The 20,895-nt window shown below is 72.6% G+C and carries 20 protein-coding genes and 2 pseudogenes; 16 read left to right on the top strand and 6 right to left on the bottom strand.

The window, feature by feature from the left end; all coding sequences use genetic code 11:
• Positions 1-585 precede the first annotated feature (585 nt).
• Positions 586-1,638: an acyl-CoA dehydrogenase family protein gene (locus tag ACIRVH_RS41630; protein WP_403965044.1), complete on the bottom strand. Its 1,053-nt coding sequence runs from the start codon at positions 1,636-1,638 to the stop codon at positions 586-588.
• A gap of 147 nt (positions 1,639-1,785) precedes the next feature.
• Between ACIRVH_RS41630 and ACIRVH_RS41625 the strand changes: the two genes are divergently transcribed.
• The 8 genes from ACIRVH_RS41625 (at position 1,786) to ACIRVH_RS41590 (ending at position 8,917) form a co-directional block, all read left to right on the top strand.
• A complete protein-coding gene (locus ACIRVH_RS41625) occupies positions 1,786-2,136 on the top strand; it encodes a YciI family protein (protein ID WP_403965042.1) in 351 nt (116 codons plus the stop codon).
• Entirely contained in the window at positions 2,136-3,338 is a 1,203-nt protein-coding gene (locus ACIRVH_RS41620) for an RNA polymerase sigma factor (RefSeq protein ID WP_403965040.1), read from the top strand. Before ACIRVH_RS41625 ends, ACIRVH_RS41620 begins: the two co-directional genes overlap by 1 nt.
• Before the next feature lie 122 nt (positions 3,339-3,460).
• Entirely contained in the window at positions 3,461-4,783 is a 1,323-nt protein-coding gene (locus ACIRVH_RS41615) for an aldehyde dehydrogenase family protein (protein ID WP_403965038.1), read from the top strand.
• Between the two features lie 37 nt (positions 4,784-4,820).
• The gene (locus ACIRVH_RS41610) at positions 4,821-5,729 is read left to right on the top strand and encodes an aldo/keto reductase (protein WP_403965036.1); all 909 of its coding nucleotides are present in this window, start codon (positions 4,821-4,823) and stop codon (positions 5,727-5,729) included.
• A gap of 272 nt (positions 5,730-6,001) precedes the next feature.
• Entirely contained in the window at positions 6,002-6,370 is a 369-nt protein-coding gene (locus ACIRVH_RS41605; protein WP_403965033.1) for a BlaI/MecI/CopY family transcriptional regulator, read from the top strand.
• The gene (locus ACIRVH_RS41600) at positions 6,370-7,299 is read left to right on the top strand and encodes a M48 family metalloprotease (protein ID WP_403965031.1); all 930 of its coding nucleotides are present in this window, start codon (positions 6,370-6,372) and stop codon (positions 7,297-7,299) included. The genes ACIRVH_RS41605 and ACIRVH_RS41600 overlap by 1 nt, the downstream gene beginning before the upstream one ends.
• Before the next feature lie 108 nt (positions 7,300-7,407).
• Positions 7,408-7,800: a VOC family protein gene (locus tag ACIRVH_RS41595; RefSeq protein WP_403965029.1), complete on the top strand. Its 393-nt coding sequence runs from the start codon at positions 7,408-7,410 to the stop codon at positions 7,798-7,800.
• A gap of 46 nt (positions 7,801-7,846) precedes the next feature.
• On the top strand, positions 7,847-8,917 hold the full coding sequence (locus ACIRVH_RS41590; protein ID WP_403965027.1) for an adenosine deaminase: 1,071 nt from the start codon (positions 7,847-7,849) through the stop codon (positions 8,915-8,917).
• On the opposite strand, the gene ACIRVH_RS41585 is transcribed toward ACIRVH_RS41590, so the two are convergent.
• Positions 8,899-9,414, bottom strand: a complete 516-nt coding sequence (locus tag ACIRVH_RS41585; RefSeq protein ID WP_403965025.1) for a DUF664 domain-containing protein — start codon at positions 9,412-9,414, stop codon at positions 8,899-8,901. The two genes, ACIRVH_RS41590 and ACIRVH_RS41585, sit on opposite strands and share 19 nt — an antisense overlap.
• Positions 9,415-9,514: 100 nt before the next feature.
• Positions 9,515-10,429 (bottom strand): LysR substrate-binding domain-containing protein, encoded by a 915-nt coding sequence (locus ACIRVH_RS41580; protein ID WP_403965023.1) that lies wholly within the window; start codon positions 10,427-10,429, stop codon positions 9,515-9,517.
• Between the two features lie 126 nt (positions 10,430-10,555).
• On the opposite strand from ACIRVH_RS41580, the gene mgrA reads away from it, so the two are divergent.
• The 3 genes and pseudogenes from mgrA to ACIRVH_RS41565 all read left to right on the top strand — a co-directional run bounded on the left by mgrA (position 10,556) and on the right by ACIRVH_RS41565 (position 12,414).
• Positions 10,556-11,548: an L-glyceraldehyde 3-phosphate reductase gene (mgrA, locus tag ACIRVH_RS41575; RefSeq protein ID WP_403965021.1), complete on the top strand. Its 993-nt coding sequence runs from the start codon at positions 10,556-10,558 to the stop codon at positions 11,546-11,548.
• Positions 11,549-11,724: 176 nt separating this feature from the next.
• Positions 11,725-12,036 (top strand): annotated as a pseudogene (locus tag ACIRVH_RS41570) (cupin domain-containing protein); the annotation flags it as partial.
• Positions 12,019-12,414, top strand: coding sequence for a helix-turn-helix transcriptional regulator (locus tag ACIRVH_RS41565; RefSeq protein ID WP_403965082.1), 396 nt, complete (start codon positions 12,019-12,021; stop codon positions 12,412-12,414). The pseudogene ACIRVH_RS41570 and the gene ACIRVH_RS41565, both read left to right, overlap by 18 nt.
• A gap of 72 nt (positions 12,415-12,486) precedes the next feature.
• Here ACIRVH_RS41565 and ACIRVH_RS41560 read toward each other — a convergent pair whose 3' ends face one another.
• Entirely contained in the window at positions 12,487-12,789 is a 303-nt protein-coding gene (locus tag ACIRVH_RS41560) for a DUF1905 domain-containing protein (protein ID WP_403965019.1), read from the bottom strand.
• A 77-nt stretch (positions 12,790-12,866) separates the two neighbouring features.
• Positions 12,867-13,247, bottom strand: a complete 381-nt coding sequence (locus tag ACIRVH_RS41555) for a nuclear transport factor 2 family protein (protein ID WP_094221750.1) — start codon at positions 13,245-13,247, stop codon at positions 12,867-12,869.
• 327 nt (positions 13,248-13,574) lie between these two features.
• Here ACIRVH_RS41555 and ACIRVH_RS41550 point away from each other — a divergent pair, with 327 nt between their 5' ends.
• From ACIRVH_RS41550 to ACIRVH_RS41535, 4 genes are all read left to right on the top strand, one after another.
• The gene (locus ACIRVH_RS41550; RefSeq protein ID WP_403965017.1) at positions 13,575-13,985 is read left to right on the top strand and encodes a hypothetical protein; all 411 of its coding nucleotides are present in this window, start codon (positions 13,575-13,577) and stop codon (positions 13,983-13,985) included.
• 82 nt (positions 13,986-14,067) lie between these two features.
• Entirely contained in the window at positions 14,068-16,407 is a 2,340-nt protein-coding gene (locus tag ACIRVH_RS41545) for an FHA domain-containing protein (protein ID WP_403965015.1), read from the top strand.
• Between the two features lie 8 nt (positions 16,408-16,415).
• Entirely contained in the window at positions 16,416-16,967 is a 552-nt protein-coding gene (locus tag ACIRVH_RS41540; RefSeq protein WP_403965013.1) for a hypothetical protein, read from the top strand.
• Positions 16,967-17,968 (top strand): serine/threonine-protein kinase, encoded by a 1,002-nt coding sequence (locus ACIRVH_RS41535; RefSeq protein ID WP_403965011.1) that lies wholly within the window; start codon positions 16,967-16,969, stop codon positions 17,966-17,968. The genes ACIRVH_RS41540 and ACIRVH_RS41535 overlap by 1 nt, the downstream gene beginning before the upstream one ends.
• Before the next feature lie 16 nt (positions 17,969-17,984).
• Here ACIRVH_RS41535 and ACIRVH_RS41530 read toward each other — a convergent pair whose 3' ends face one another.
• Positions 17,985-19,256, bottom strand: a complete 1,272-nt coding sequence (locus tag ACIRVH_RS41530; RefSeq protein WP_403965009.1) for a streptophobe family protein — start codon at positions 19,254-19,256, stop codon at positions 17,985-17,987.
• 183 nt (positions 19,257-19,439) lie between these two features.
• Here ACIRVH_RS41530 and ACIRVH_RS41525 point away from each other — a divergent pair.
• A pseudogene (locus tag ACIRVH_RS41525) lies at positions 19,440-20,726 on the top strand (DUF6777 domain-containing protein); the annotation flags it as partial.
• Between the last annotated feature and the right edge of the window lie 169 nt (positions 20,727-20,895).

Here is a 20,895-nt window from a genome sequence, read left to right as displayed (position 1 = left end):
GCGCGTGGGCGAGAGTCGGCTCGCTGTGGTGTGCGGCCTCCGTCAGTTTGGCCGGGTGGCGGCTGCTTGCCTGTCCGCGCGTGGCGCGTCCACGCGAATCGGCCGGCTGCGGTGTATGGCCTCCGGCGGTGTGTCTGGGCGGCTGCGGCTGGCGCGTCCGTGTGTGGCGCGTGGGCGAGAGTCGGCTCGCTGTGGTGTGCGGCCTCCGTCAGTTTGGCCGGGTGGCGGCTGCTTGCCTGTCCGCGCGTGGCGCGTCCACGCGCACCGGCCGGCTGCGGTGTACGGCCTCCGCCGATGTGCCCGCGCGTCCACCTCGGCCGCGCCCGGGCACCGACCGCCTCTCGCACCGTCGCCGTGATGGCCTCGGCCACGACCCCGGTCGGTGCTCGGCGCCTGCCCGCGAGCGGCGCCCGGTTCACGCGCCGCTCGGCTCTACGCGCAGGTAGGCTTCACGCGCCGCTCGGCCCTACGCCCCGCCCGGCTTCACGCGCCGGTCGGCTCTACGCGCTGGTCGGCTTCACGCGCCGCTCGGCTTCACGCGCCGCTCGGCCCTACGCCCCGCCCGGCTTCACGCCCCGCTCGTCCTCACACCCCGCCCCCGGCCGAACCCGCGCCCAGCGCCCGCAGATGCGCCTGCCGGGTCTCCGCCGTCTGCCCCTGGACCAGCAGGAACAGCCCCTCGCGGGCCAGGCGTTGGGCGCGGCTGGTCAGGGACATGGCGCGGCCGCCGCCGGCCACCACCGCCGCCGTGGTGGCCGTACCCAGGACGTCGTACGCCTCGGCCCGTACGGCGAGTCGTTCCGCGACCCGCTCCAGCGACGCCGGGTGGTCGGCCAGGGCGTAGGCGCGGCGGCGGACGTCGGCGAGGCGGGCGCGGAGCGGGTCGGCGGACTCCTCGTCCAGCAAGGACAGGGCCGCCTCCGCGATGCCGAAGACCGCCGGAGTGGCGTTCAGCGTCCTGGCCCGGTCGCCGGGCATCCACGACTGGTACGGCGTCCGCAGGGCCACCGCCTCCTCGGGGAGCCGCAGGCCGTCCAGCTCCAGCGACACCGTGCGGGCGGCGGTGAGCGCCGCGAGGTGCAGCGGCGGCGAGGCCCGCAGGCCCGGCTGGTCGCGTGCCTCGACGAAGGCGAACAGGGCCTCGTCCGCCTCCGTCACCCCGGCGAGCAGCATGACGTCGTTCAGGCCCCATCCGGTGTACCAGGGGACGGTCCCGTCGAACCGCCAGCCGCCGCCCTCCCGCCGGACCCGCACCGGGACGCGCGGATACGCCCGCAGATGCGCGTACGCCACCCCGGACAGCAGCTCACCGCGGGCGAGAGGGCCCAAGAGGCGCTCGCGTACCGGCAGTTCGCTCTTCGCCAGGGTCTGCACGGGCGTGTGGTGCTGCGTCTGGACGAACCACGTCGAGCAGCACGCCCCGGCCAGGATCTCCGCGGTCTCCCGCAGTACCGCCGAAGGTGCCCCCGAGCCGCCGTACGCGACGGGTGCGACGACGCCGAGCAGCCCGGACTCCTTCACCGCCTCGATATGGCTCACGGGGACGCCCTCCCGGTCCACCCGCTCGGCCTCGGGGACGAGCAGGTCGGCGGCGAGCCGCCGGGCGCGGACGACGAGCGGATGTGCGGTGTCGGTCATGCGGAGGATTCTTCCGAAGACCGCTGCCGGTTTTTTCTTCCGGATCCGTGGCGCGCGGTGTCGATCCGGGCTCCGCCCGTTCGTGTAGGAGGTGACAGACACCCCCGGCACCGGGAAGACGCCGGGGAAGAACCGCAGGAGGACATCATGAAGCACTACCTGCTCAGCGTGGTCCAGCCGGCCGGCGGACAGCCGCCCGCCCCCGAGGCGCTCGCCGAGATCATGCGCGACGTCGAGACCTTCAACGACGAACTCCGCGCGGCCGGGGCCTGGGTCTTCGCCGGTGGCCTGCACGGCCCGGAGACCGCCACCGTGCTGCGCCCCAAGGACGGCGACGTGCTCATCACCGACGGGCCCTACGCCGAGGGCAAGGAGTACCTGGGCGGGCTCTGCCTGATCCGGGCCGCCGACCTGGACGAGGCCCTGGAGTGGGGGCGCAAGGCCGCCCTGGCGACCACCCTGCCCATCGAGGTACGGCCCTTCGTGGACCAGCACTGATGGCCGAGGCGCCCGACATCGAGGCCGTCTTCCGCGCGGAGTACGGGCGCGCGGTCGCCGTCCTCGTCCGCTTCCTCGGCGACATCGACCTCGCCGAGGAAGCGGTGCAGGACGCCTTCGCCACCGCCGTGCGCAAGTGGCCGGAGACCGGCGTGCCGCCGAGCCCGGCCGGCTGGATCATCACCACCGCCCGCAACCGAGCCGTCGACCGGCTGCGCCGCGAGTCCTCCCGGGACGCCCGACAGGCCGAGGCCGCCCGGCTGTACGCGCCCGACGCACCGCCCGAGGAGGGCCCCGTGCGCGACGACCGGCTCCGGCTGATCTTCACCTGCTGTCACCCCGCACTCGCCCTGCAGTCCCGCGTCGCCCTCACCCTGCGCCTGCTCGGCGGCCTGAGCACCGCCCAGATCGCCCGCGCCTTCCTGGTCCCCGAGCCGACGCTCGCCCAGCGGCTGGTGCGGGCCAAGGCCAAGATCCGCGACGCGGGCATCCCGTACCGCGTGCCCCGCGACGCCGATCTGCCCGACCGGCTCGGCGGAGTCCTCGCCGTCGTCTACCTGATCTTCAATGAGGGCTACACCGGCGATCCCGCCCTGTGCGCGGAAGCCGTACGGCTCGGCCGGCTGCTGGCCGAGCTGATGCCGGACGAACCCGAGGTCACCGGACTGCTCGCCCTGATGCTGCTGATCGAGGCGCGCCGGCCGGCCCGGCGGGACGCGGACGGCCGCCTGGTGCCGCTGCCCGAGCAGGACCGCGGCCGGTGGGACCGCGGCCTGATCGCCGAGGGGCAGGACCTGGTGCGGCGCTGCCTGCGTCGCGATCGGCCGGGGCCGTACCAGATCCAGGCCGCGATCAACGCCGTACACAGCGACGCGCCGATCGCCGCAGCCACCGACTGGGGTCAGATCCTCAGCCTGTACGACCAACTGACGGCCGTCGCCCCGTCGCCGGTCGTCGCGCTGAACCGGGCGGTCGCGGTGGCGGAGGTCGAGGGCCCGGCCGCGGCCCTGGCGCTGGTCGACTCCCTCGACCTCACCGGCTACCACGTGCTGCACGCCGTCCGCGCCGACCTGCTGCGCCGCCTCGACCGACCCGCCGAGGCCGCGGCGGAGTACGCGACCGCCGTCGAACTGGCCACGAGCGAGGCCGAGCGGGCTCACCTGGAGCGGCGCCGACGGGACCTCGACCACCGGGCGACGTGACCCTCGTCACCGACGGCAGCCGGCGGAATTTACTTGGGGACCTGAAAGGTTGGCATTTACATCTGACCTTTCGAGACCCTACGCTCGGGCCGACCAGCCCGTGCACCACCAGCGAGGCATCCGTGAACCACTCCACCCCCGAGCAGCCCGCCGACGTCGTGGCCCGGCTGCGCGCCACCTTCCGCACCGGTCGCACCAAGCCCGTCGAGTGGCGCACCGGCCAGCTCCGGCGGCTGCGCGCGATGCTCACGGAGAACGGCGCGGACCTCGCCGCCGCGCTCCACGCCGACCTGGGCAAGAGCAGCACCGAGGCCTACCGCACCGAGATCGACTTCACGATCCGGGAGATCGACCACACCCTGGAGCACCTGGACGAGTGGCTGCGCCCCGAGTCCGCGCCCGTCCCGGCGCATCTCGGCGGCGACGCGACGGCCTGGACGCAGTACGACCCGCTCGGCGTCGTCCTCGTCATCGCCCCCTGGAACTACCCGGCCCAGCTTCTGCTCGCCCCCATGGTCGGTGCGCTGGCCTCCGGCAACGCGGTCGTGGTCAAGCCGAGCGAGCTGGCCCCGGCCACCTCGGCCGCGCTGGCCGAGCTGATCCCCGCCCATCTCGACACCGACGCCGTGGCCGTGGTCGAGGGCGGCATCCCGGAGACCACGGCCCTGCTCGCCGAGCGCTTCGACCACATCTTCTACACCGGCAACGGCACCGTCGGCCGCATCGTGATGCGTGCCGCCGCCGAGCACCTCACCCCGGTCACCCTCGAACTGGGTGGCAAGTCCCCGGTGTTCGTCGACCGCGGCACCGACCTCGACGTGGTCGCCGACCGGCTGGCGCGCGGCAAGTTCCTGAACGCGGGCCAGACCTGCGTGGCCCCCGACTACGTCCTCACCGACCCGGAGACCGCCGCGGCCCTGGAGGCCGCGCTGGTCCGTGCCGTCGAGGCACTCTTCGGCGCCGACCCGCAGGCCTCGCCCGAGTACGGCCGGATCGTCAACGAGCGCCACTTCGACCGGCTTTCCGCCCTGCTCGGCTCCGGCCGGGTGGCGGTCGGCGGCGGCAGCGACCGTACGGACAAGTACATCGCGCCGACCGTGCTCGCGGACGTCGACCCGAAGTCCCCCGTGATGCAGGAGGAGATCTTCGGCCCGGTCCTGCCGATCGTCGCCGTGCCGGGTCTGGACGCGGCGATCGACTTCATCAACGACCGCGACAAGCCGCTCGCGCTGTATGTCTTCACCGAGTCCGAGCAGACGCGCGGGCGCATCGCCGCCGAGACCTCCTCGGGCGGCCTCGGCCACGGCCTGCCGCTCGCCCATCTGACCGTCTCCGACCTGCCGTTCGGCGGTGTGGGGGAGAGCGGCATGGGCAGCTACCACGGGCGCTACTCGATCGAGACGTTCAGCCACCGCAAGGCGGTGCTGGCCAAGCCGCTCGGCTGAAGGGACGGTTCCGGGGCGCGTGTGCGAGACTCCGCCGATGACCGCTGAAACGATCACCGCGGACGCCTCCGGAACCTTCAAACTCGGTGACCTGCCCGTCCACCGCATCGGCTTCGGTGCCATGCGGCTGACGGGCAGTGCCGCCTTCCATCTCGGCACCGTCAGCGACCGCGCACGCTCGATCGCCGTTCTGCGCAGGGCCGTGGAACTCGGTGTGAACCACATCGACACGGCCGCGTTCTACTTCTCCTCCCTGCGCTCCGCCAACGAACTCATCAACACCGCCCTCGCGCCGTACGCCGACGACCTGGTCATCGCGACCAAGGTCGGCCCGTTCCGCGACTGTTCCGGAGAGTGGGGCGCCTCGGCCCGGCCCGACCAGCTGCGCGGTCACGTCGAGGAGAACCTGCGCCAACTCGGCCGGGACCACCTCGACCTCGTCTATCTGCGCCGGATGAACCAGGACTCCATCGCCGAACACTTCGGTGCCCTCGCCGAACTGCGCGAGGCCGGCCTGGTCCGGCACCTCGGCATCTCCGCGATCCAGCCGCGGCACCTGACCGAGGCGTTGGAGATCGCCCCCGTCGTCTCCGTGCAGAACCGGTACGCGCTGGACGCCCCGGACCCGCGAGCCGACGAGCTCGTGCGGATGTGCGGCGAACGCGGCATCGCCTTCGTTCCCTACTTCGCCGTCGCGGGCACGGGCGGCGAGCGCGGCGCGGCCGGCACGCGCAACGACGACGAGATCCTCGCCGTCGCCCGCGCGCACGGTGTGAGCCCCGCGCAGATCCGCACCGTCTGGACCCTGCACCAGGGCCCGCACGTCCTCGCCATCCCCGGCACCGGCAACCCGGACCATCTGACGGAGAACGTGGCCGCGGGTGCCCTGCGGCTCAGCCAGGAGGAGCTGGAGCGGCTGAACGCTCTCCACACCCAGGCCGTCTGACACCACGGGCGGCGCAGGGCGGGTCGAGGACCCTGCCGGCGCTCACTCGCTTCAGCAGGCGCGGGCCCGGCAGTACTGCGGGACCGCTGCGCCGCGCAGGGAGGAGCCGTCGAGGAAGCGCGGGGACGGTGCGCACGCAGCCGTTCGGACTTCGTCGGCGGCCCCTTCCACCCTGGGCGTCCGGGCGCACGGCCCGGCGCGGCACCCGGCTGACTACAATGGCGTAGACGGTCTTCCGAACTGCAGCCGAAGACGGGGTGAGGAACGTTCCCATGACCGACGCCAAGGACGAACGCCGGCCGGCCGGTGAGCTCGAAGCGAGCGTCATGGCCGCCCTCTGGGCCGCCGGCGCGCCCCAGACACCCGGCCAGGTCCAGCTGAGCCTCGGCACGGCCCTCGCTCGCACGACGGTGACGACCATCCTCACCCGCCTGCACGACAAGGGCATGGTGGAGCGACACCGCCAGGGCCGCGGCTACGCCTACTTCCCGCTCCAGGACCCGCAGGGCCTCACCGCGCGCCGGATGCACACCGAACTCGACCGGGACGGCGACCGCGAAACCGTCCTCGCCCGCTTCGTCGCCCAGCTCAGCCCCGACGACGAACGCATCCTGCGGGACCTGCTCGAATCCGACGACTGATGACCGCACTGCTCCTGCTGCCGCTACTGCTGCCGTTCGCCCTGCCGGCGCTGGCCCGGCGGGCCCTGGACCGGCTCGTCCCGGCCGTCGCGCTGTGGGCGATCACCGCCTGTGCTGTAGTCCTCGCGGGCAGCTCGCTCGCCGCGCTCGGCGGGTTCGTCCTGACGGGCCTGCTCAAGGTGCCGCTGTTCGCCGCCCTCGGTGAACTGGTGCACCCGCTGCACACGGCCTCGGACTTCATCGTCCTGCCCGCCGCCGCGACCTCCGTCGGCGCCCTCGCCGTGTGCGGCTGGACCCTCGTCCGCTCGGTGCTGCGCCAGACCCGCGCCTTCCGGGCCGCCCGCACGGAGGCCGGCCGCGGACCCGCCGCGGGCGACCTGTGCGTGGTCGACTCGCCCCGCCCGGACGCGTACGCCCTGCCCGGGCGCCCGCACCGCATCGTCGTCACCACCGCCATGCTGCGCAGCCTCGACGGACGCGAGCGCGAGGCGCTGTTCGCGCACGAGCGGGCGCACAACGAGGGCGGGCACCACTACTTCCTCGCCGCCGCCGAACTCGCGGCGCACTGCCATCCCGCCCTGCGCCCGGTCCGCGAGACCATCCGGCTCGCCGCCGAGCGCGCCGCCGACGAGGCCGCCGCGGTCTCGGTGGGTGACCGGCGTCTGATCGCCCGCGCCATCGCCCGCGCCGCCCTCGCCGGGCAGGCCGTCCGCTCGGAGCGCCCCGACTTCGCCGCGGCGGCCACGACGGGCCCCGTCCCCCAGCGCGTCCAGGCTCTGCTGGCCGCTCCCCGGACCGCGCACCGCACCGGTCGGCGCATCGCCGCGCTGCTGCTCGCCTGCGCCGCCGTCTCCAGCGTGGCCGCGGTGACCGGAATGGCCGACTTCCACCACCGGGTCGAGGTCGCCCAGGGCGACGAAAGGCCCTGATCCGCCGCACCTCGCGCACCGACGGACCCACCCGTGCGGAGGGTGACTGGCGTCCGCGAAGTTTTACGTATAACCTCACCCGCTAACCACCCTCACCGGAAGGCCCCGATGCGACGCGTTGCCCTGGTCACCCTCGTCGTGGACGACTACGACGAGGCCATCCGCTTCTACACCGAGGCCCTCGGATTCCGACTGGTCGAGGACACGCCGCGGCCGGACGGCTCCCGCTGGGTCGTGGTCGAGCCAGGCACGGACAACCACGGCACCGGTCTGCTGCTCGCCCGCGCCAAGGGCGAGGACCAGCGCGCCCGGATCGGGGACCAGACCGGTGGGCGGGTCGGGTTCTTCCTGTACACCGACGACTTCGCCCGCGACCACGCCCGCATGACCGCCGCCGGCGTGACCTTCCTGGAGGAGCCGCGCCACGAGCCGTACGGCTCGGTCGCCGTCTTCCAGGACCTCCACGGCAACCGCTGGGACCTGCTCCAGCCCGCCGCCTGACTCTCTTCCCGCTGCTTCGAACCGCCTGCTCAAGGAAAGACCCGCCATGACTGCTACGCGCGTAGACGCCGATGTGATCCGCCGCCTGCCCAAGGCCGTCCTGCACGACCACCTCGACGGCGGCCTGCGCCCCGCGACCGTCGTCGAGCTCGCGGCCGCGGTCGGCCACACCCTGCCGACCACCGACCCCGACGAGCTGGCCGCCTGGTACTACGAGGCCGCCAACTCCGGCGACCTGGTCCGCTACATAGCCACCTTCGAGCACACCCTCGCCGTCATGCAGAACCGTGAGGGTCTGCTGCGCGTCGCCGAGGAGTACGTCCTCGACCTCGCCGCCGACGGCGTCGTCTACGCCGAGGTGCGCTACGCGCCCGAGCTGAACACCAAGGGCGGGCTCACCCTGAACGAGGTCGTGGAGACCGTCCAGGAGGGCCTCGCCGCCGGTATGGCCAAGGCGGCCGCCGCCGGTACGCCCGTCCGTGTCGGCACCCTGCTGTGCGGCATGCGCATGTTCGACCGCGTCGGCGAGGCCGCCGAGCTGGCCGTGGCCTACCGCGACGCCGGTGTCGTCGGCTTCGACATCGCCGGCGCCGAGGACGGCTTCCCGCCCGCCGACCACCTGGCCGCCTTCGAGCACCTGCGCCGGGAGAGCGTGCCCTTCACCATCCACGCCGGCGAGGCGCACGGCCTGCCCAGCATCCACCAGGCCCTGCAGGTGTGCGGTGCCCAGCGCATCGGCCACGGCGTGCGCATCACCGAGGACATCGTCGACGGCAAGCTCGGCCGCCTGGCCGGCTGGGTACGCGACCGCCGCATCGCCCTGGAGATGTGCCCGACCTCCAACCTGCAGACGGGCTGCGCCACCTCGATCGCCGAGCACCCCATCACCGCGCTGAAGGACCTGGGCTTCCGGGTCACCCTCAACACCGACAACCGGCTGGTCTCCGGCACGACGATGACCCGGGAGATGTCCCTGCTGGTCGAGGAGGCCGGCTGGACCGTCGAGGACCTGCGCACGGTGACCGTGAACGCCCTCAAGAGTGCGTTCATCCCGTTCGACGAGCGCAATGCCCTCATCGAGGACGTGGTCCTGCCGGGTTACGCCGCTGCGCTCTGAACCAGCCCCCGCAGGTAGGCGGCCTGTCCGATGTGCTGAAGGTCGTCGGACAGGACGCTCACCAGGCGGACCCCCAGGGTGACCGGGGGATCCCAGCGCTCGTCCACGACACGTTCGAGATCCTTGGCGGCCAGCTCGCGCAGGGCGCCGAGGGTCTGCTCGTGCACGGCGTCGTAGTACCCGGTGAGCAGGTCGGCCGACTCGACCCGCACTTTGGCGACCTTCGCGGGAGTGTGCCCGTAGCCGGTGTCGTGGCGGGGGAGGTCGAGGCCGAAGCGCTTCTGCCAGTCCTGGGCGAGCCACACCTGGTCGAGGTCGAAGGCGTCGGCGATGTGGTCGTCCTGCACCCGGGTGAGGTGCCAGACGAGCCACGCGACGGAGTTGGCGTCGGGGGCCGGGCGGGAGTGCAGCTCGTCCGGTCCGATCCCGTCGAGGGCGGCATGGACTTCTTCCTGGATGCGGCCGTAGCCGTCGATGAGGATGTCCTTCGCATGCATGCGTCCACCATCGCGCATCGCGCGCGGTCATGCGTGCGGAATCCGGTCCCCACGTGCCCGGGCCCGGTGTGGGCGGTGAGGCGGGTGCCCGGCCGTCCGATCAGGAGGCTCGGGGCTCGTCCTGGAACGGTGTCAGTCCCCCGGTCTCCAGGAGGCTGACGAGGGCGCGGGCCGCGGGGCTCGTCGCCCGCTCCGGCGGCAGCAGGGCCACGGTCTCGTACTCCGCCTCGCCCGTGCCCTTCACCGGGAGTGCCGTCAGCGAGGGCCGCTTGTGCCGGAAGTGCCGCGGTACGACGGCGATGCCGAGGTTCTCGTCGACCAGGTCCAGCAGGCTGTGCACGTCGTTGACCTCCAGCGCGACCGTGCGCCGGACACCGGCCGCGGCGAACGCGGAGTCCGTGGTGCGGCGCGGCCCCCAGTCCGGGTGGAAGTCCACGAAGACCTCACCGGCCAGGTCGTCCGGTGCCAGCACCGCGCCGGCCGCGGCGAGCCGGTGCTCGGGATGGCACAGGACCGTCATCGGCTCGCTGGTCAGCGACACCGAGCGCAGCTGGTCGTCGTCCGCCTGGGTCCGGTAGGCGAAGGCCAGGTCCAGCCGTCCGGCGGCGACCTCCTCGGCCAGCGCGCCCGAGCCTGCCTGCCGCAGCCGGATCTCCACGTCCGGATGCCGCCGCCGGAAACCCGCCAGCAGCCGCGCCACATGCACCCCGGCGATGCACTGCTCGGTGCCCAGCGCCAGCGTGCCGCGCAGCACGCCCTGCACCGCCGCCACCGCTTCGTGTGCCGAGCGCACCTGCGCCAGGATCCGCTCGGCCTCCACCAGCAGCGCGCGCCCCGCCTCGGTGAGCGTCACCCGCCGGGTGGTGCGCACGAACAGCGGCGCCCGCAGCTCCCGTTCCAGCGCCCGGATGGACGCCGACAGGCCGGACTGCGACACCATGAGGCGTTCGGCGGCCCGGGTGAAGTGCTGGTCCTCGGCGACCGCGACGAAGTGCTGGAGATGACGCAGTTCCATGACTCAGAAGCGTATCCGCTGAATTCCATCGGATTCTCCTGTTGGACCACTGCCCGCGGGCCGCGACAGAGTGGACACCGGTTCCCCGGAACCGGACTCACCTGTGCCAACCCCTCTGGAGTCGCGTTGTACACCGCACACCCCGACCGTTACGCCGACATGCCCTACCGGCGCACCGGGCGCAGCGGCCTGAAGCTCCCGGCGCTGTCCCTCGGCCTGTGGCACAACTTCGGGCCCGACCGGCCCGTCGAGACCCAGCGCGCCATCCTGCGCCGCGCCTTCGACCTCGGGGTCACCCACTTCGACCTCGCCAACAACTACGGCCCGCCGCCCGGCGCCGCCGAGTCCGCGCTCGGCGAGGCCCTGAAGGCCGACTTCACGCCGTACCGCGACGAGCTGGTGATCTCCACCAAGGCCGGCTACCTCATGTGGCCCGGCCCGTACGGCGAATGGGGCTCGCGCAAGTACCTGCTGTCCTCGCTGGACCAGAGCCTCACGCGGATGGGCCTCGACCACGTCGACGTGTTCTACTCGCACCGCTTCGACCCGGACACTCCGCTGGAGGAGACGATGGGCGCTTTGCACTCCGCGGTGCAGCAGGGCAAGGCGCTCTATGTCGGGGTCTCCAACTACTCGGCGGAGCAGACCCGCGAGGCCGCCCGCATCCTCGGTGAACTCGGCACCCCGCTCCTCATCCACCAGCCGCGCTACTCGATGCTCGACCGGCGCCCCGAGGTCGAGGGCCTGCTGGACGCCCTGGACGAGCTGCAGGTCGGCTCCATCGTGTACTCCCCGCTGGAGCAGGGTCTGCTCACCGGCCGCTACCTCGACGGCATCCCCGAGGACTCCCGGGCCGCGAGCGACAGCCCCTTCCTGAACTCGGACGCGGTCACCGAGGACCTGGTCGGCCGGCTGCGCGCCCTGGACGAGATCGCCAAGTCCCGCGGCCAGACCCTGGCCCAGCTGGCCCTGGCCTGGGTGCTCCGGGGCGGCCGGGTGACCTCAGCCCTGGTCGGCGCGAGCAGCCCGCGGCAGATCGAGGACAGCGTCGGCACGATCCGCAACCTGGCCTTCGAGGACGAGGAACTGGCGCGGATCGACGCGATCGTGAAGGGCTGAGAACGCGGGGCGGTGAGTGACCGTCAGGCCGTGAACCGCTCGCTGACCTCCCAGAGGCGGCCCGCCGCCTCCGGGCCGACGGCGTACGGGAGCACACCGGGTAACCCCGATTCCGCCCGCCCCCCGGCCTCGTTCTCAGGGGCCACCAGGGGGCTGATGACGGGCGGCGGCCGTACGTCCTGTGCAGCGAGCCCGGACTCGAGCCGCTCGACCCGGCGGAGGTCGTCGTGGATCCGCGCACCCGCATGGGAGCGCTCGGCAGGGGCGAAGAGGTGGTGTGCGTCTCCGGGCACATCGACCTGAGCCGGGACAGCGGCGACCTGCTGCGCTGGGCCCTGCCCGAGCTGATCCACGTGCGCTCCGCCGCGGCCGAGGCGCCGGTGGTGCGCCGGCTCACCGCGCAGCTGATGCAGGAGATGGCCGCCGGCCGGGCCGGTTCCGCCTTCTCTACGGACCACCTGGCCCAGCTGATGTTCGTCCAGGTGCTGCGCGCCTGCCTCAGCGAGGTGGCGGGGCTGCCGGCCGGCTGGCTGCGGGCCCTGGCGGACGAGCGGCTCGCCCCCGCCCTGCACCTGATGCACGCCGACCCGGCCCACCCCTGGCAGCTGGAGGAGCCGGCCCGGGCGGCCGCGATGTCCAGGACCACCTTCGCCGTCCGCTTCCGGGAAGCCGCCGGCGTGCCGCCCCTCACCTACCTCCAGAACTGGCGGATGAGCCTGGCCGCCCGCGCTCTCAGGCAGGACTCCACCCCGGTCGCGGCGCTCGCCCGCTCGGTCGGCTACACCTCCGAGAGCGCCTTCAGTAACGCCTTCAAGCGCACCGTCGGCATGGCGCCCCGCCGCTACCGGGAGGTGGCCGGGGCCTGAGCCGCTCCGGGGGGCGTGTGGTCACACTCGCTCCGGGAGGCCCGCGGGACAGTCACTCCGGAAGGCGTGCGGTCACAGTCGCTCCTGGAGGCCTACGGTCACCGTGTCGCCCCCACCCTTGCCGATCGCCTTGCGTACGTCGGCCTTCACGGGGAGCTTGTGGGTGCTGTCGCCCAGGGCCATGAAGGAGCTCTGGAAGGGGTGGCCGTCGACCGTCCCGCGGACCTTGACCAGTCCGCGGGTGCCGAAGAATTCGACGGACCGCGGCCAGATCACATAGGTCCAGCCGCCTTTCTCCGGGCTTTTGCGCAGGACGGCGGTGAATTCCTCGTCGACTTTCCCCGCCGTACCCGTTTTCCTGCCGTCGGTGTTCATGATGGTCTCCGCTCGCGGTGATCTTTTCCTGCCTTACCAGACCGCCGCGAGCGGGAATACTCATCGCCGTCTCTGCCTCAGGCTCCGGGCAGCCGGTCCAGGAAGCCCAGCACCTGGCGGATCCGGCCCTCGCCGTCCAGCGTGATCACGTCGAACCCGGCAACCGGCGCCGAGCCGTCCGCCTCGTTCACCAGCTCCCAGCCGAACCGCGCGGTGTCGTGGTGCCCGTCCACCGCGCCGAGGGGGCGGAAGGCGAACCCGGGGAACTGCTCGTGGGCCGCGGCGATCACGGCGGCGATCTGGTCGTGTCCGCGGACGTCGGCGAGCGGGTCGGTGTAGCTGCCGTCGGCGGTCCAGGCCGCCGCGACCGCCTTCTGCAGGGCCTCCGGCTCGGTGGCGTTCCAGGCCTCGAAGTAACGGGCGACGGCGCTGTCGTAACTGTTGGTGTTCACGGTCATGGCGAATCAGCCTCCGTCGAGGTCGTATCTGCTGGTCAGGAGCCGGATCCGGGGTTCCGCCGATCCGGTGTGACCACCATGCCCGAGCGGCGGGGGCGGGTCGATTACCTCCCGGGTAATGACGGGGGCACCGTATGGCCGGGGCATAGCCGGTGCATTTTCGGCCAGAACGGGCGGTGAATATGCCAGGAGACTGGCCGGAAAGTCATGGTGACAGTGTTTCTGGAGTGGCGATACTCGAACTTCAGGGGCACTTTCACCGCACGGGAGCCGCACGGAAAGCGAGGGTTCGACCGGCACCACAGCTATGCGTTCGGGGGAGTGATCGTGCACGACGAATTCTTGTGCCATGTCACCGCGTACGGCATGTGCGGTGGAGAGCGGATCGGCGTACCGCTCGGCACCTATCGTGCGCCGACCCTGGCGCTGGCCCTGTGGTGGCTGCGGGACCGGGCGTCCTGGATCGCCGAACGGCTCGACCCCAGCCCGGAGGCCCCCGCCTTCCCCGTGGGGGCGCTCGTGCCGGTCGCGGATACGGTGGCCGACGTCCCCGCGCTGCTGCGTGCCTGGTGTGGCGACGATGTGCAGCAGGAGCTGGTCGCGGACGAGTTGGCCGGCGGGCGGCTGGTGCGGATCGCCGCCAGTGACGACACCACCGAGTACGAGCTGCTCGCCGAGTCCGTGGACGCGCTGCGCATGCAGCGCACCCTCCCGGCACTCGTCGTACCCGTCGCCTGACACGTGCCACGGCGGTTCCGCGTGACCTGAATCCCCGGAGCCACGGGGGCGCATATGTGGACGAATCGGTACAATTCTGGCCATGGCGGAGCAGCCGGTCGCCCCGACGTCACTCGAACTCGTTCTGGAGACCGACACGGGCTCCACGGTGATGAGCCCGGGCCACGACTACCACGTCGGACGTGATCCGTTGAGCGACATCGTGTTCGACGATGCCCGGGTCTCGTGGCACCACGCCGTGCTGAGCTGCGGCCACGACGGCTGGACGCTCAGGGACGAGCAGAGCACCAACGGCACCTTCGCCGACGGCCTGCGCATCCGGAAGTGGGACGTCCGCCCCGGCAGCGTGATCCGCTTCGGCAATCCCGACGACGGCCCCCGAGCCGTCCCGCTCGGTCCGCGCACACCCGCTGCCGACCGCCCGTCGGCGATCTCGCGTCCCGAGCTCACCGGAACCTTCCGCGCGCCGAGCAGCGTACGACCGCTGCCCGCGCACACGATCCGCATCGGCCGCTCCGACGGCAACGACCTCGTCGTCGACGACCTGACCGTGTCCCGTCGCCACGCCGAACTGCGGGCCCTCCCCGGCGGGGGCCACGAGATCGTCGACCTCGGCAGCCACAACGGCACCTATCTCAACGGCCGGCCCGTCACCCGCGCCCCGGTCGGCCCCGGCGACATCATCGGCGTCGGGCATGTCGCGTACTGCCTGGTCGGCGACGAACTCCAGGAGTACGTCGACCGCGGTGAGATCTCCCTCGACGTGCAGGACCTCACGGTCGCCGTCGACCACGGCAGCAAGGTCCTGCTCGACCACGTCTCCTTCCCGGTGGGGGAGAAGTGCCTGCTCGCGGTGGTCGGACCGAGCGGCTCCGGAAAGACCACGCTGCTGCACGCCCTGACCGGCCAGCGGCCCGCCGACCACGGCACCGTCCTGTACGACGGCCGCGATCTGTACCACGACTACGCCGAGCTGCGCGGGCGCGTCGGCCTGGTCCCGCAGGACGACATCCTGCACCCCCAGCTCACCGTGCGCGCCGCCCTGTCCTACGCCGCCGAGCTGCGCTTCCCCGAGGACACGGCGAGGGCGGAACGGCGGGCCCGAGTGGACGAGGTGATCCGGGAACTCGGCCTCGAAGAACGCGCCGAGCAGCCCGTGCACAGCCTCTCCGGAGGGCAGCGCAAGCGGGTCAGCGTGGCCCTGGAACTGCTGACCAAGCCGTCGCTGCTGTTCCTGGACGAGCCGACCTCCGGGCTCGACCCCGGCATGGACCGGTCGGTGATGCACATGCTGCGCGGACTCGCCGACGACGGCCGCACCGTCATCGTGGTCACGCACAGCGTCCTCAGTCTCGACGTCTGCGACCGTCTCCTGGTCCTCGCCCCAGGCGGCCGGATCGCGTACTACGGCATGCCCGACGACGCCCTCGCCTTCTTCGGCTTCGAGCAGTGGCCGGAGGCCTTCGAGGCCTTCGACCGCGACCAGGAACGAGACTGGGCCGGGGAGTACCGCGACTCGCCGTTCCACCGGCACTACGTCACCGAGGCCACCACCCAGCCCCGCCGCCCGGACTCCGCGCCGGTCGCCCCCGCACCACCGCTCCGCCCGCGCAGCCGGGGTGCCCAGCTGGCCACCCTCGTTCGCCGCTACACCGCCGTCCTCGCCGCCGACCGCACCTTCCTCGCCGTCATGATCGCCCTGCCGTTCGTGATGGGCGCCATGGACCGTGCCCTCGCAGGCGGGAAGCTGACCCAGGACACCGCGATGAACGCGCTGCTCATCCTGTGCGTCGGCGGTGTGCTCATCGGCGCCGCCAACGCGGTGCGCGAACTCGTCAAGGAACGCGTGGTCTACCGGCGCGAACGCGCCGTCGGCCTGCCCAGATCGGCGTACCTGATGTCCAAGGTCGTCGTGCTCGGCGCCATCACGGTCGTCCAGGCCGTCGTCCTCACCCTGGTCGCCCTGCTCGGCGTCGACCTCAACGCACCGGGCGGCCACGGCGTCCTGCTGCCGCCCCTGGCCGAGATCACCCTCGCCGTCGCCCTGCTGGCGTTCACCGCGATGATGCTCGGCCTGCTGGTCTCCGCGCTGGTGCGTAAGGAGGAGGTGACGATGCCGCTGCTGGTGCTGCTGGCCATCGTCCAGGTCGTCTTCTGCGGCGCCCTGCTCCCGCTGCACGGCGTACCCGTCCTCGAACAGTTGTCCTGGCTGGTGCCCTCCCGCTGGGCGCTGGGCGCCATGGCCGGCACGGTCGACCTCGCCCGGATCGTGCCCGGCGATCTCACCGCCGACCCCCTGTTCCGGCACTCCGCCGGCGTCTGGCTGCTGGACCTCGCCATGCTGCTGGTGCTGTCCGTCGGCTACGGCTTCCTGGTCGCCCGGCTGCTGCGCCGCCACGAACCCGCCGTGATGCGGAAGTAGGCGGCGCCATGACGAAACAGCATCCCCCCGGATTCCGGCCGACGCACGTCGTGCCGCCGAACGGCATGCCCGCCTGGGAGGCCCCGGACCCCTCCAGGCCCACCGTGCCCCTCGACCCGCTGCTGCCCGTGGTGCTGGAGGAGCGGGTCGGCGACTGGGGACACATCCGCTGCGCCAACGGCTGGGCCGCCTGGGTCGACGGCCGCCACCTGATCGCCGTACCCCAGGACCCGCCCGTCGGCGACGGCCCGCCCGTCGGCACCTCCGACCCACGCCCGCTGCTGGCCGGCGCCGAGCAGGCCCTGGCCGACTACCGGACCGCGGTGGAGGAACTCGCGGCCGGAGACCTGGACGGGCAGTCCTTCGGGGACCGCACCCGCGGACTGCGTATCGGGGTCGTGCTGGACGGCGAGTCCATGTGGGTCTACGACCCCGAGCAGGGGCGGTGGCTGTACGCCGACGGACGGCGACTGCACACCTACGCGACCGACCGGACACCGTCGGACGAGGACACCGGGCACGCCGCCACCCGCTTCACGGCTCCCAAGGGTGAGCCCTGATGGCGCGCCAGACGAGCCTGTCCTCCCGCCGGCCCTCGCAACTGATCGGGTGCCAGGTGGCCGGATACCTGGTGCAGAGCGAGATCGGCCGCGGCGGCATGGCCGTGGTCTACCGTGCCCGCGACCTGCGTCTGGACCGGACGGTCGCGCTCAAGCTGCTCGCCCCGGAACTCGCCCGCAACGACACCTTCCGGCAGCGTTTCACCCACGAGTCCCGGGTGGCCGCCGCGATCGACCATCCGCACATCGTGCCCGTCTTCGAGGCCGGCGAGACGGACGGCGTGCTCTACATCGCCATGCGGTACGTACCCGGCAGTGATCTGCGCCATCTCCTCGACCAGCGCGGACCACTGCCGTTCGAGGTCGCCGTACGCATTGCCGGGCAGGTGGCCTCCGCGCTCGACGCCGCCCACGAACACGGCCTGGTCCACCGGGACGTGAAGCCCGGCAACATCCTGGTCGCCCGGGGCACCGACAGCGATCACCCCGAGCACGTCTACCTCACCGACTTCGGGCTGACCAAGAAGTCGCTGTCCCTGACCGGGTTCACCAGCGTCGGCCAGTTCGTCGGCACCCTCGACTACGTGGCCCCCGAGCAGATCTCCGGGCGGCCCGTCGACGGACGCTGCGACGTCTACGGCCTCGCCTGTGTCGTCTACGAGACCCTGGCCGGACACCCGCCCTTCGTGCGCGAGGACGACATGGCGCTGCTGTGGGCCCACCAGTACGACGAGCCGCCCCCGCCGAGCGAGTCCCGCCCCGACCTCGTCCCGGCCGTCGACGCCGTCTTCGGCAGGGCCCTCGCCAAGAGCCCGGACGCCCGCTACGACACCTGCCTCGACTTCGTCGCCGCCCTGCGCACGGCCCCGACCGGCGAGGTCGGCCATGACGACGGCGACGGTGAGGACGACAGTCACGGCGACCCGGACACCGAGACGGACCTGCGGACACCGGCCGAACCCCCGCAGCCGCCGGAGTGGGCTCAGCCCTTCTTCCGCTAGAAGGGCTCCGAGAGGGTCACTGGGGCGTCTCGACCTTGCCCCTCCGGTGCACCGGCCGGGCCAGCAGTGCGCCCAGGAAGCCGGCGGCCAGCCCCCACAGCGCACCGAGGCCCACCGCCTGCCACAGCTGGGGTTCGAGGAACAGCTCCCCGGACAGGCCGCCGCCCAGCTCGCCGATGCCGAGCAGGGACAGGCCGTAATGCGCCGAGACCCGGCACAGCAGACAGATCATCAGCACCGTCACGGCCAGGGCGACGGCCAGCCGCAGGGCGTGCTGCCAGGCCCGGACCCGGGCCGGGGACCGCGCAGCCATCAGAAAGGCGACCCCCGACAGCACCAGCACCTCCGCGATCAGCAGCCACCACATCCCGCGGTCGTACGCGGTGAGCGTGCGCAGATTCAGCGTGGCGACATCGGGCGTGCGCAGGATCTGGTCCAGGACATGCGGCATCGGCAGGCCGAACGGACCGTCGACCCGGCCGTGCCAGGTGGCGCCCTGACCGAGGGAGAGGGCGAGCCAGGCCAGATTGGGCAGGCCGAGCAGGATCACCGCGAACGTCTCGGCGACGTGCCCGCGCGTCACCGCCGACGCCAGCGCGACGACGAGACCCAGGCCGACATAGACCAGCAGCAGGACGACCATGGCGTGCGCGGCGGGGCGCACCGACTCCTGGCAGCGCAGCAGGCGCCCCGGCACCGGCGCGCCGGGCGCGACCAGCACGGTCAGTACCAGCACTCCGGCCAGCCACAGCAGCCCGAACAGCACCGTCAGCGGCACGTTCGTGGTGAATCCGACCTTCGGGGTCGCGTCGAACAGGTCGGTGAGAACGCTGAGGGTGCCGCTGCCCACGTCCACGGCGAAGGTCTGCCGGGCGGCGAAGGAGAGGCCGAGCAGCGCGAGCAGCCACAGCACCGCGATCCGGGCGGCCCAGCCCGCCAGTTCCCGGGCCGAGGCGACCGCCCGGTGCCGCAGCGGCCGCAGAAAGCCCGCGCCGATCACCAGGGCACCGGCGAGGGTCACGGACAGCGGGATCACCGTGAGGCCGGCCCGGGTCTGCGCCAGCGCGCCGGCGTTGCCGGAGAGTTCGAGCGTGCCGCCCACCGCCGCCACCACGGTCGCCATCACCACCCGGGCGAAGGCGCCGTCCGGCAGATCCGCCGCTCCGGCCGCCCACAGGCCCAGCGCGGCGAGTACGGCCATGACGGCCAGCCCGGTCAGCACCGCGGCCGCGGCCTGCACCCAGCCGTGGCGGGCGACGGGCCGCGCGGGGACGGTCTCAGGGCTCACCCTTGCCACGCTAAGCAGCGGGCGGGCACCTCGCCCGCCGGGTGGCCCGTCCGCGTCGGCTTGCGAGTCACCTGGGGCAGGAGCACACAATAGGAGGAATTGTGCAGCAAATGCACAGCAAACGGGTCTTACTCGGATAAGAGCCGCGCATCGCGACGGGAAGCGCGACGGGAAGAAGTGCTCGTGAGCGTCGAACCTCCGTCATCCGGCCGCCCGACCGGACCGCCCTCCGGTCCGCTGTCGGGACCCTCCCAGCCCCCCTCCGGACCGCCCGAACCACCACCCGGCGGAGGCTCCGGGGCAGGGGCCGATGGACCGCACCGGCCGTGGTGGAGGTCCGCCCCGCGCGTGGCCGCCCTCACCGGCGTCGTGGTCGCCGCGGTCGTGGTGGCGCTGGTCCTCACCCGCCCCGGCGGCGGAGGCACCGCGCAGGGAGGCGAGGTCTTCCTGCAGGCGGCCAGCAAGACCGGCCCGGACCCCTTCATGGAATCGACCGCGACGACGAGTTCCGCCCCGCCCAAGACCTCCTCCCCGGCGACGACCGCCCCACCGGGGAAGACCTCCGCCCCGGCCGGCACCTCGCAGGCGACCACGTCCGCGCCCGCCAACCAGGTGCGCACGGTCGACGGAGGTGCGCCGGGCCTCTACAGCGGTGTCCAGAACCGCCCCAGCTGTGACGTCGAGAAGCAGATCAGGACCCTCCAGGCCGACCCGGCCAAGAACCGCGCGTACGCGGCGGAAGCCGGCATCCAGCCCTCCGCCGTCCCCGCCTACCTGCGCTCGCTCACCCCCGTGACGCTGCGTGCCGACACCCGCGTCACCAACCACGGCTACCGCAGTGGCTCCGGCACCTCCTACCAGGCCGTCCTCCAGTCGGGCACCGCCGTCCTGGTCGACGGGCACGGCGTTCCCCGGGCGCGCTGCGCCTGCGGCAACCCGCTGACCCCGCCGGTCGCCCAGCGCGCCACGCCGCGGCACACGGGTGACCAGTGGGCGTCGTTCCAGCCCGCGAACGTCGTCGTGGTGCGGCCCACCACGGTGATCGTCAATGTCTTCGTGATCTACGACTCCCACCACGACGACTGGTTCCACCGGAACCGTGGCGACGACACCGGCCGGCACGACCAGCACGCCAAGCCGCCGCGGGACACCCACCCCTGGACCCGGCCCGTCCCCTGCGCGCCCACCCCGGGCACGACCGGGGCACCGGGCACCGCGCAGAACCCCTGCCCGCCGACACCTTCGCCGACGTCCACTTCGACCGGCCCCTCCAAGTCGGGCTCTTCGTCGTCGCCCTCGACATCGACTTCGACTTCGCCCGGCTCCGAGTCGCCGTCCTCCGAATCGCCGTCGTCGAAGTCGCCGTCCTCCGAATCGCCGTCCTCCGAGTCGCCAAAGTCGGAGTCGCCGTCTTCGGAGTCCCCGTCGTCCGAGTCGCCGTCCTCGGAATCCCCGTCCTCGGAATCCCCGTCCTCGGAATCCCCGTCCTCGGAATCCCCGTCCTCGGAGTCCCCGTCGTCCGAGTCCCCTTCTTCGGAGTCCGCGTCCACGGAGGGCTCCACCTCGGGGGCGCCGTCCTCGGAGTCCCCCAAGTCGGGGGCCCCGTCCAGCCAGGGCGAATCCCCGCAGACCGGACAGT

Origin of the sequence: Streptomyces sp. NPDC101165 (genome assembly GCF_044768135.1) — a bacterium.
In the GTDB taxonomy this organism is placed as follows: domain Bacteria; phylum Actinomycetota; class Actinomycetes; order Streptomycetales; family Streptomycetaceae; genus Streptomyces.
Note: the sequence above shows the minus strand (reverse complement) of the source record. Positions and strands in the feature narration are given on the sequence as shown.

Excerpts from the sequence above, each read along its gene's own strand:
- ACIRVH_RS41600 (WP_403965031.1), top strand. The coding sequence starts at position 6,370 with ATGACCGCACTGCTCCTGCTGCCGCTACTGCTGCCGTTCGCCCTGCCG.
- ACIRVH_RS41560 (WP_403965019.1), bottom strand. The coding sequence starts at position 12,789 with ATGAACACCGACGGCAGGAAAACGGGTACGGCGGGGAAAGTCGACGAG.
- ACIRVH_RS41545 (WP_403965015.1), top strand. The coding sequence starts at position 14,068 with ATGGCGGAGCAGCCGGTCGCCCCGACGTCACTCGAACTCGTTCTGGAG.
- ACIRVH_RS41580 (WP_403965023.1), bottom strand. The coding sequence starts at position 10,429 with ATGGAACTGCGTCATCTCCAGCACTTCGTCGCGGTCGCCGAGGACCAG.
- ACIRVH_RS41620 (WP_403965040.1), top strand. The coding sequence starts at position 2,136 with ATGGCCGAGGCGCCCGACATCGAGGCCGTCTTCCGCGCGGAGTACGGG.
- ACIRVH_RS41565 (WP_403965082.1), top strand. The coding sequence starts at position 12,019 with ATGTTCGTCCAGGTGCTGCGCGCCTGCCTCAGCGAGGTGGCGGGGCTG.
- ACIRVH_RS41540 (WP_403965013.1), top strand. The coding sequence starts at position 16,416 with ATGACGAAACAGCATCCCCCCGGATTCCGGCCGACGCACGTCGTGCCG.
- ACIRVH_RS41595 (WP_403965029.1), top strand. The coding sequence starts at position 7,408 with ATGCGACGCGTTGCCCTGGTCACCCTCGTCGTGGACGACTACGACGAG.
- ACIRVH_RS41590 (WP_403965027.1), top strand. The coding sequence starts at position 7,847 with ATGACTGCTACGCGCGTAGACGCCGATGTGATCCGCCGCCTGCCCAAG.
- ACIRVH_RS41630 (WP_403965044.1), bottom strand. The coding sequence starts at position 1,638 with ATGACCGACACCGCACATCCGCTCGTCGTCCGCGCCCGGCGGCTCGCC.
- ACIRVH_RS41610 (WP_403965036.1), top strand. The coding sequence starts at position 4,821 with ATGACCGCTGAAACGATCACCGCGGACGCCTCCGGAACCTTCAAACTC.
- ACIRVH_RS41555 (WP_094221750.1), bottom strand. The coding sequence starts at position 13,247 with ATGACCGTGAACACCAACAGTTACGACAGCGCCGTCGCCCGTTACTTC.
- ACIRVH_RS41535 (WP_403965011.1), top strand. The coding sequence starts at position 16,967 with ATGGCGCGCCAGACGAGCCTGTCCTCCCGCCGGCCCTCGCAACTGATC.
- ACIRVH_RS41605 (WP_403965033.1), top strand. The coding sequence starts at position 6,002 with ATGACCGACGCCAAGGACGAACGCCGGCCGGCCGGTGAGCTCGAAGCG.
- ACIRVH_RS41585 (WP_403965025.1), bottom strand. The coding sequence starts at position 9,414 with ATGCATGCGAAGGACATCCTCATCGACGGCTACGGCCGCATCCAGGAA.
- ACIRVH_RS41625 (WP_403965042.1), top strand. The coding sequence starts at position 1,786 with ATGAAGCACTACCTGCTCAGCGTGGTCCAGCCGGCCGGCGGACAGCCG.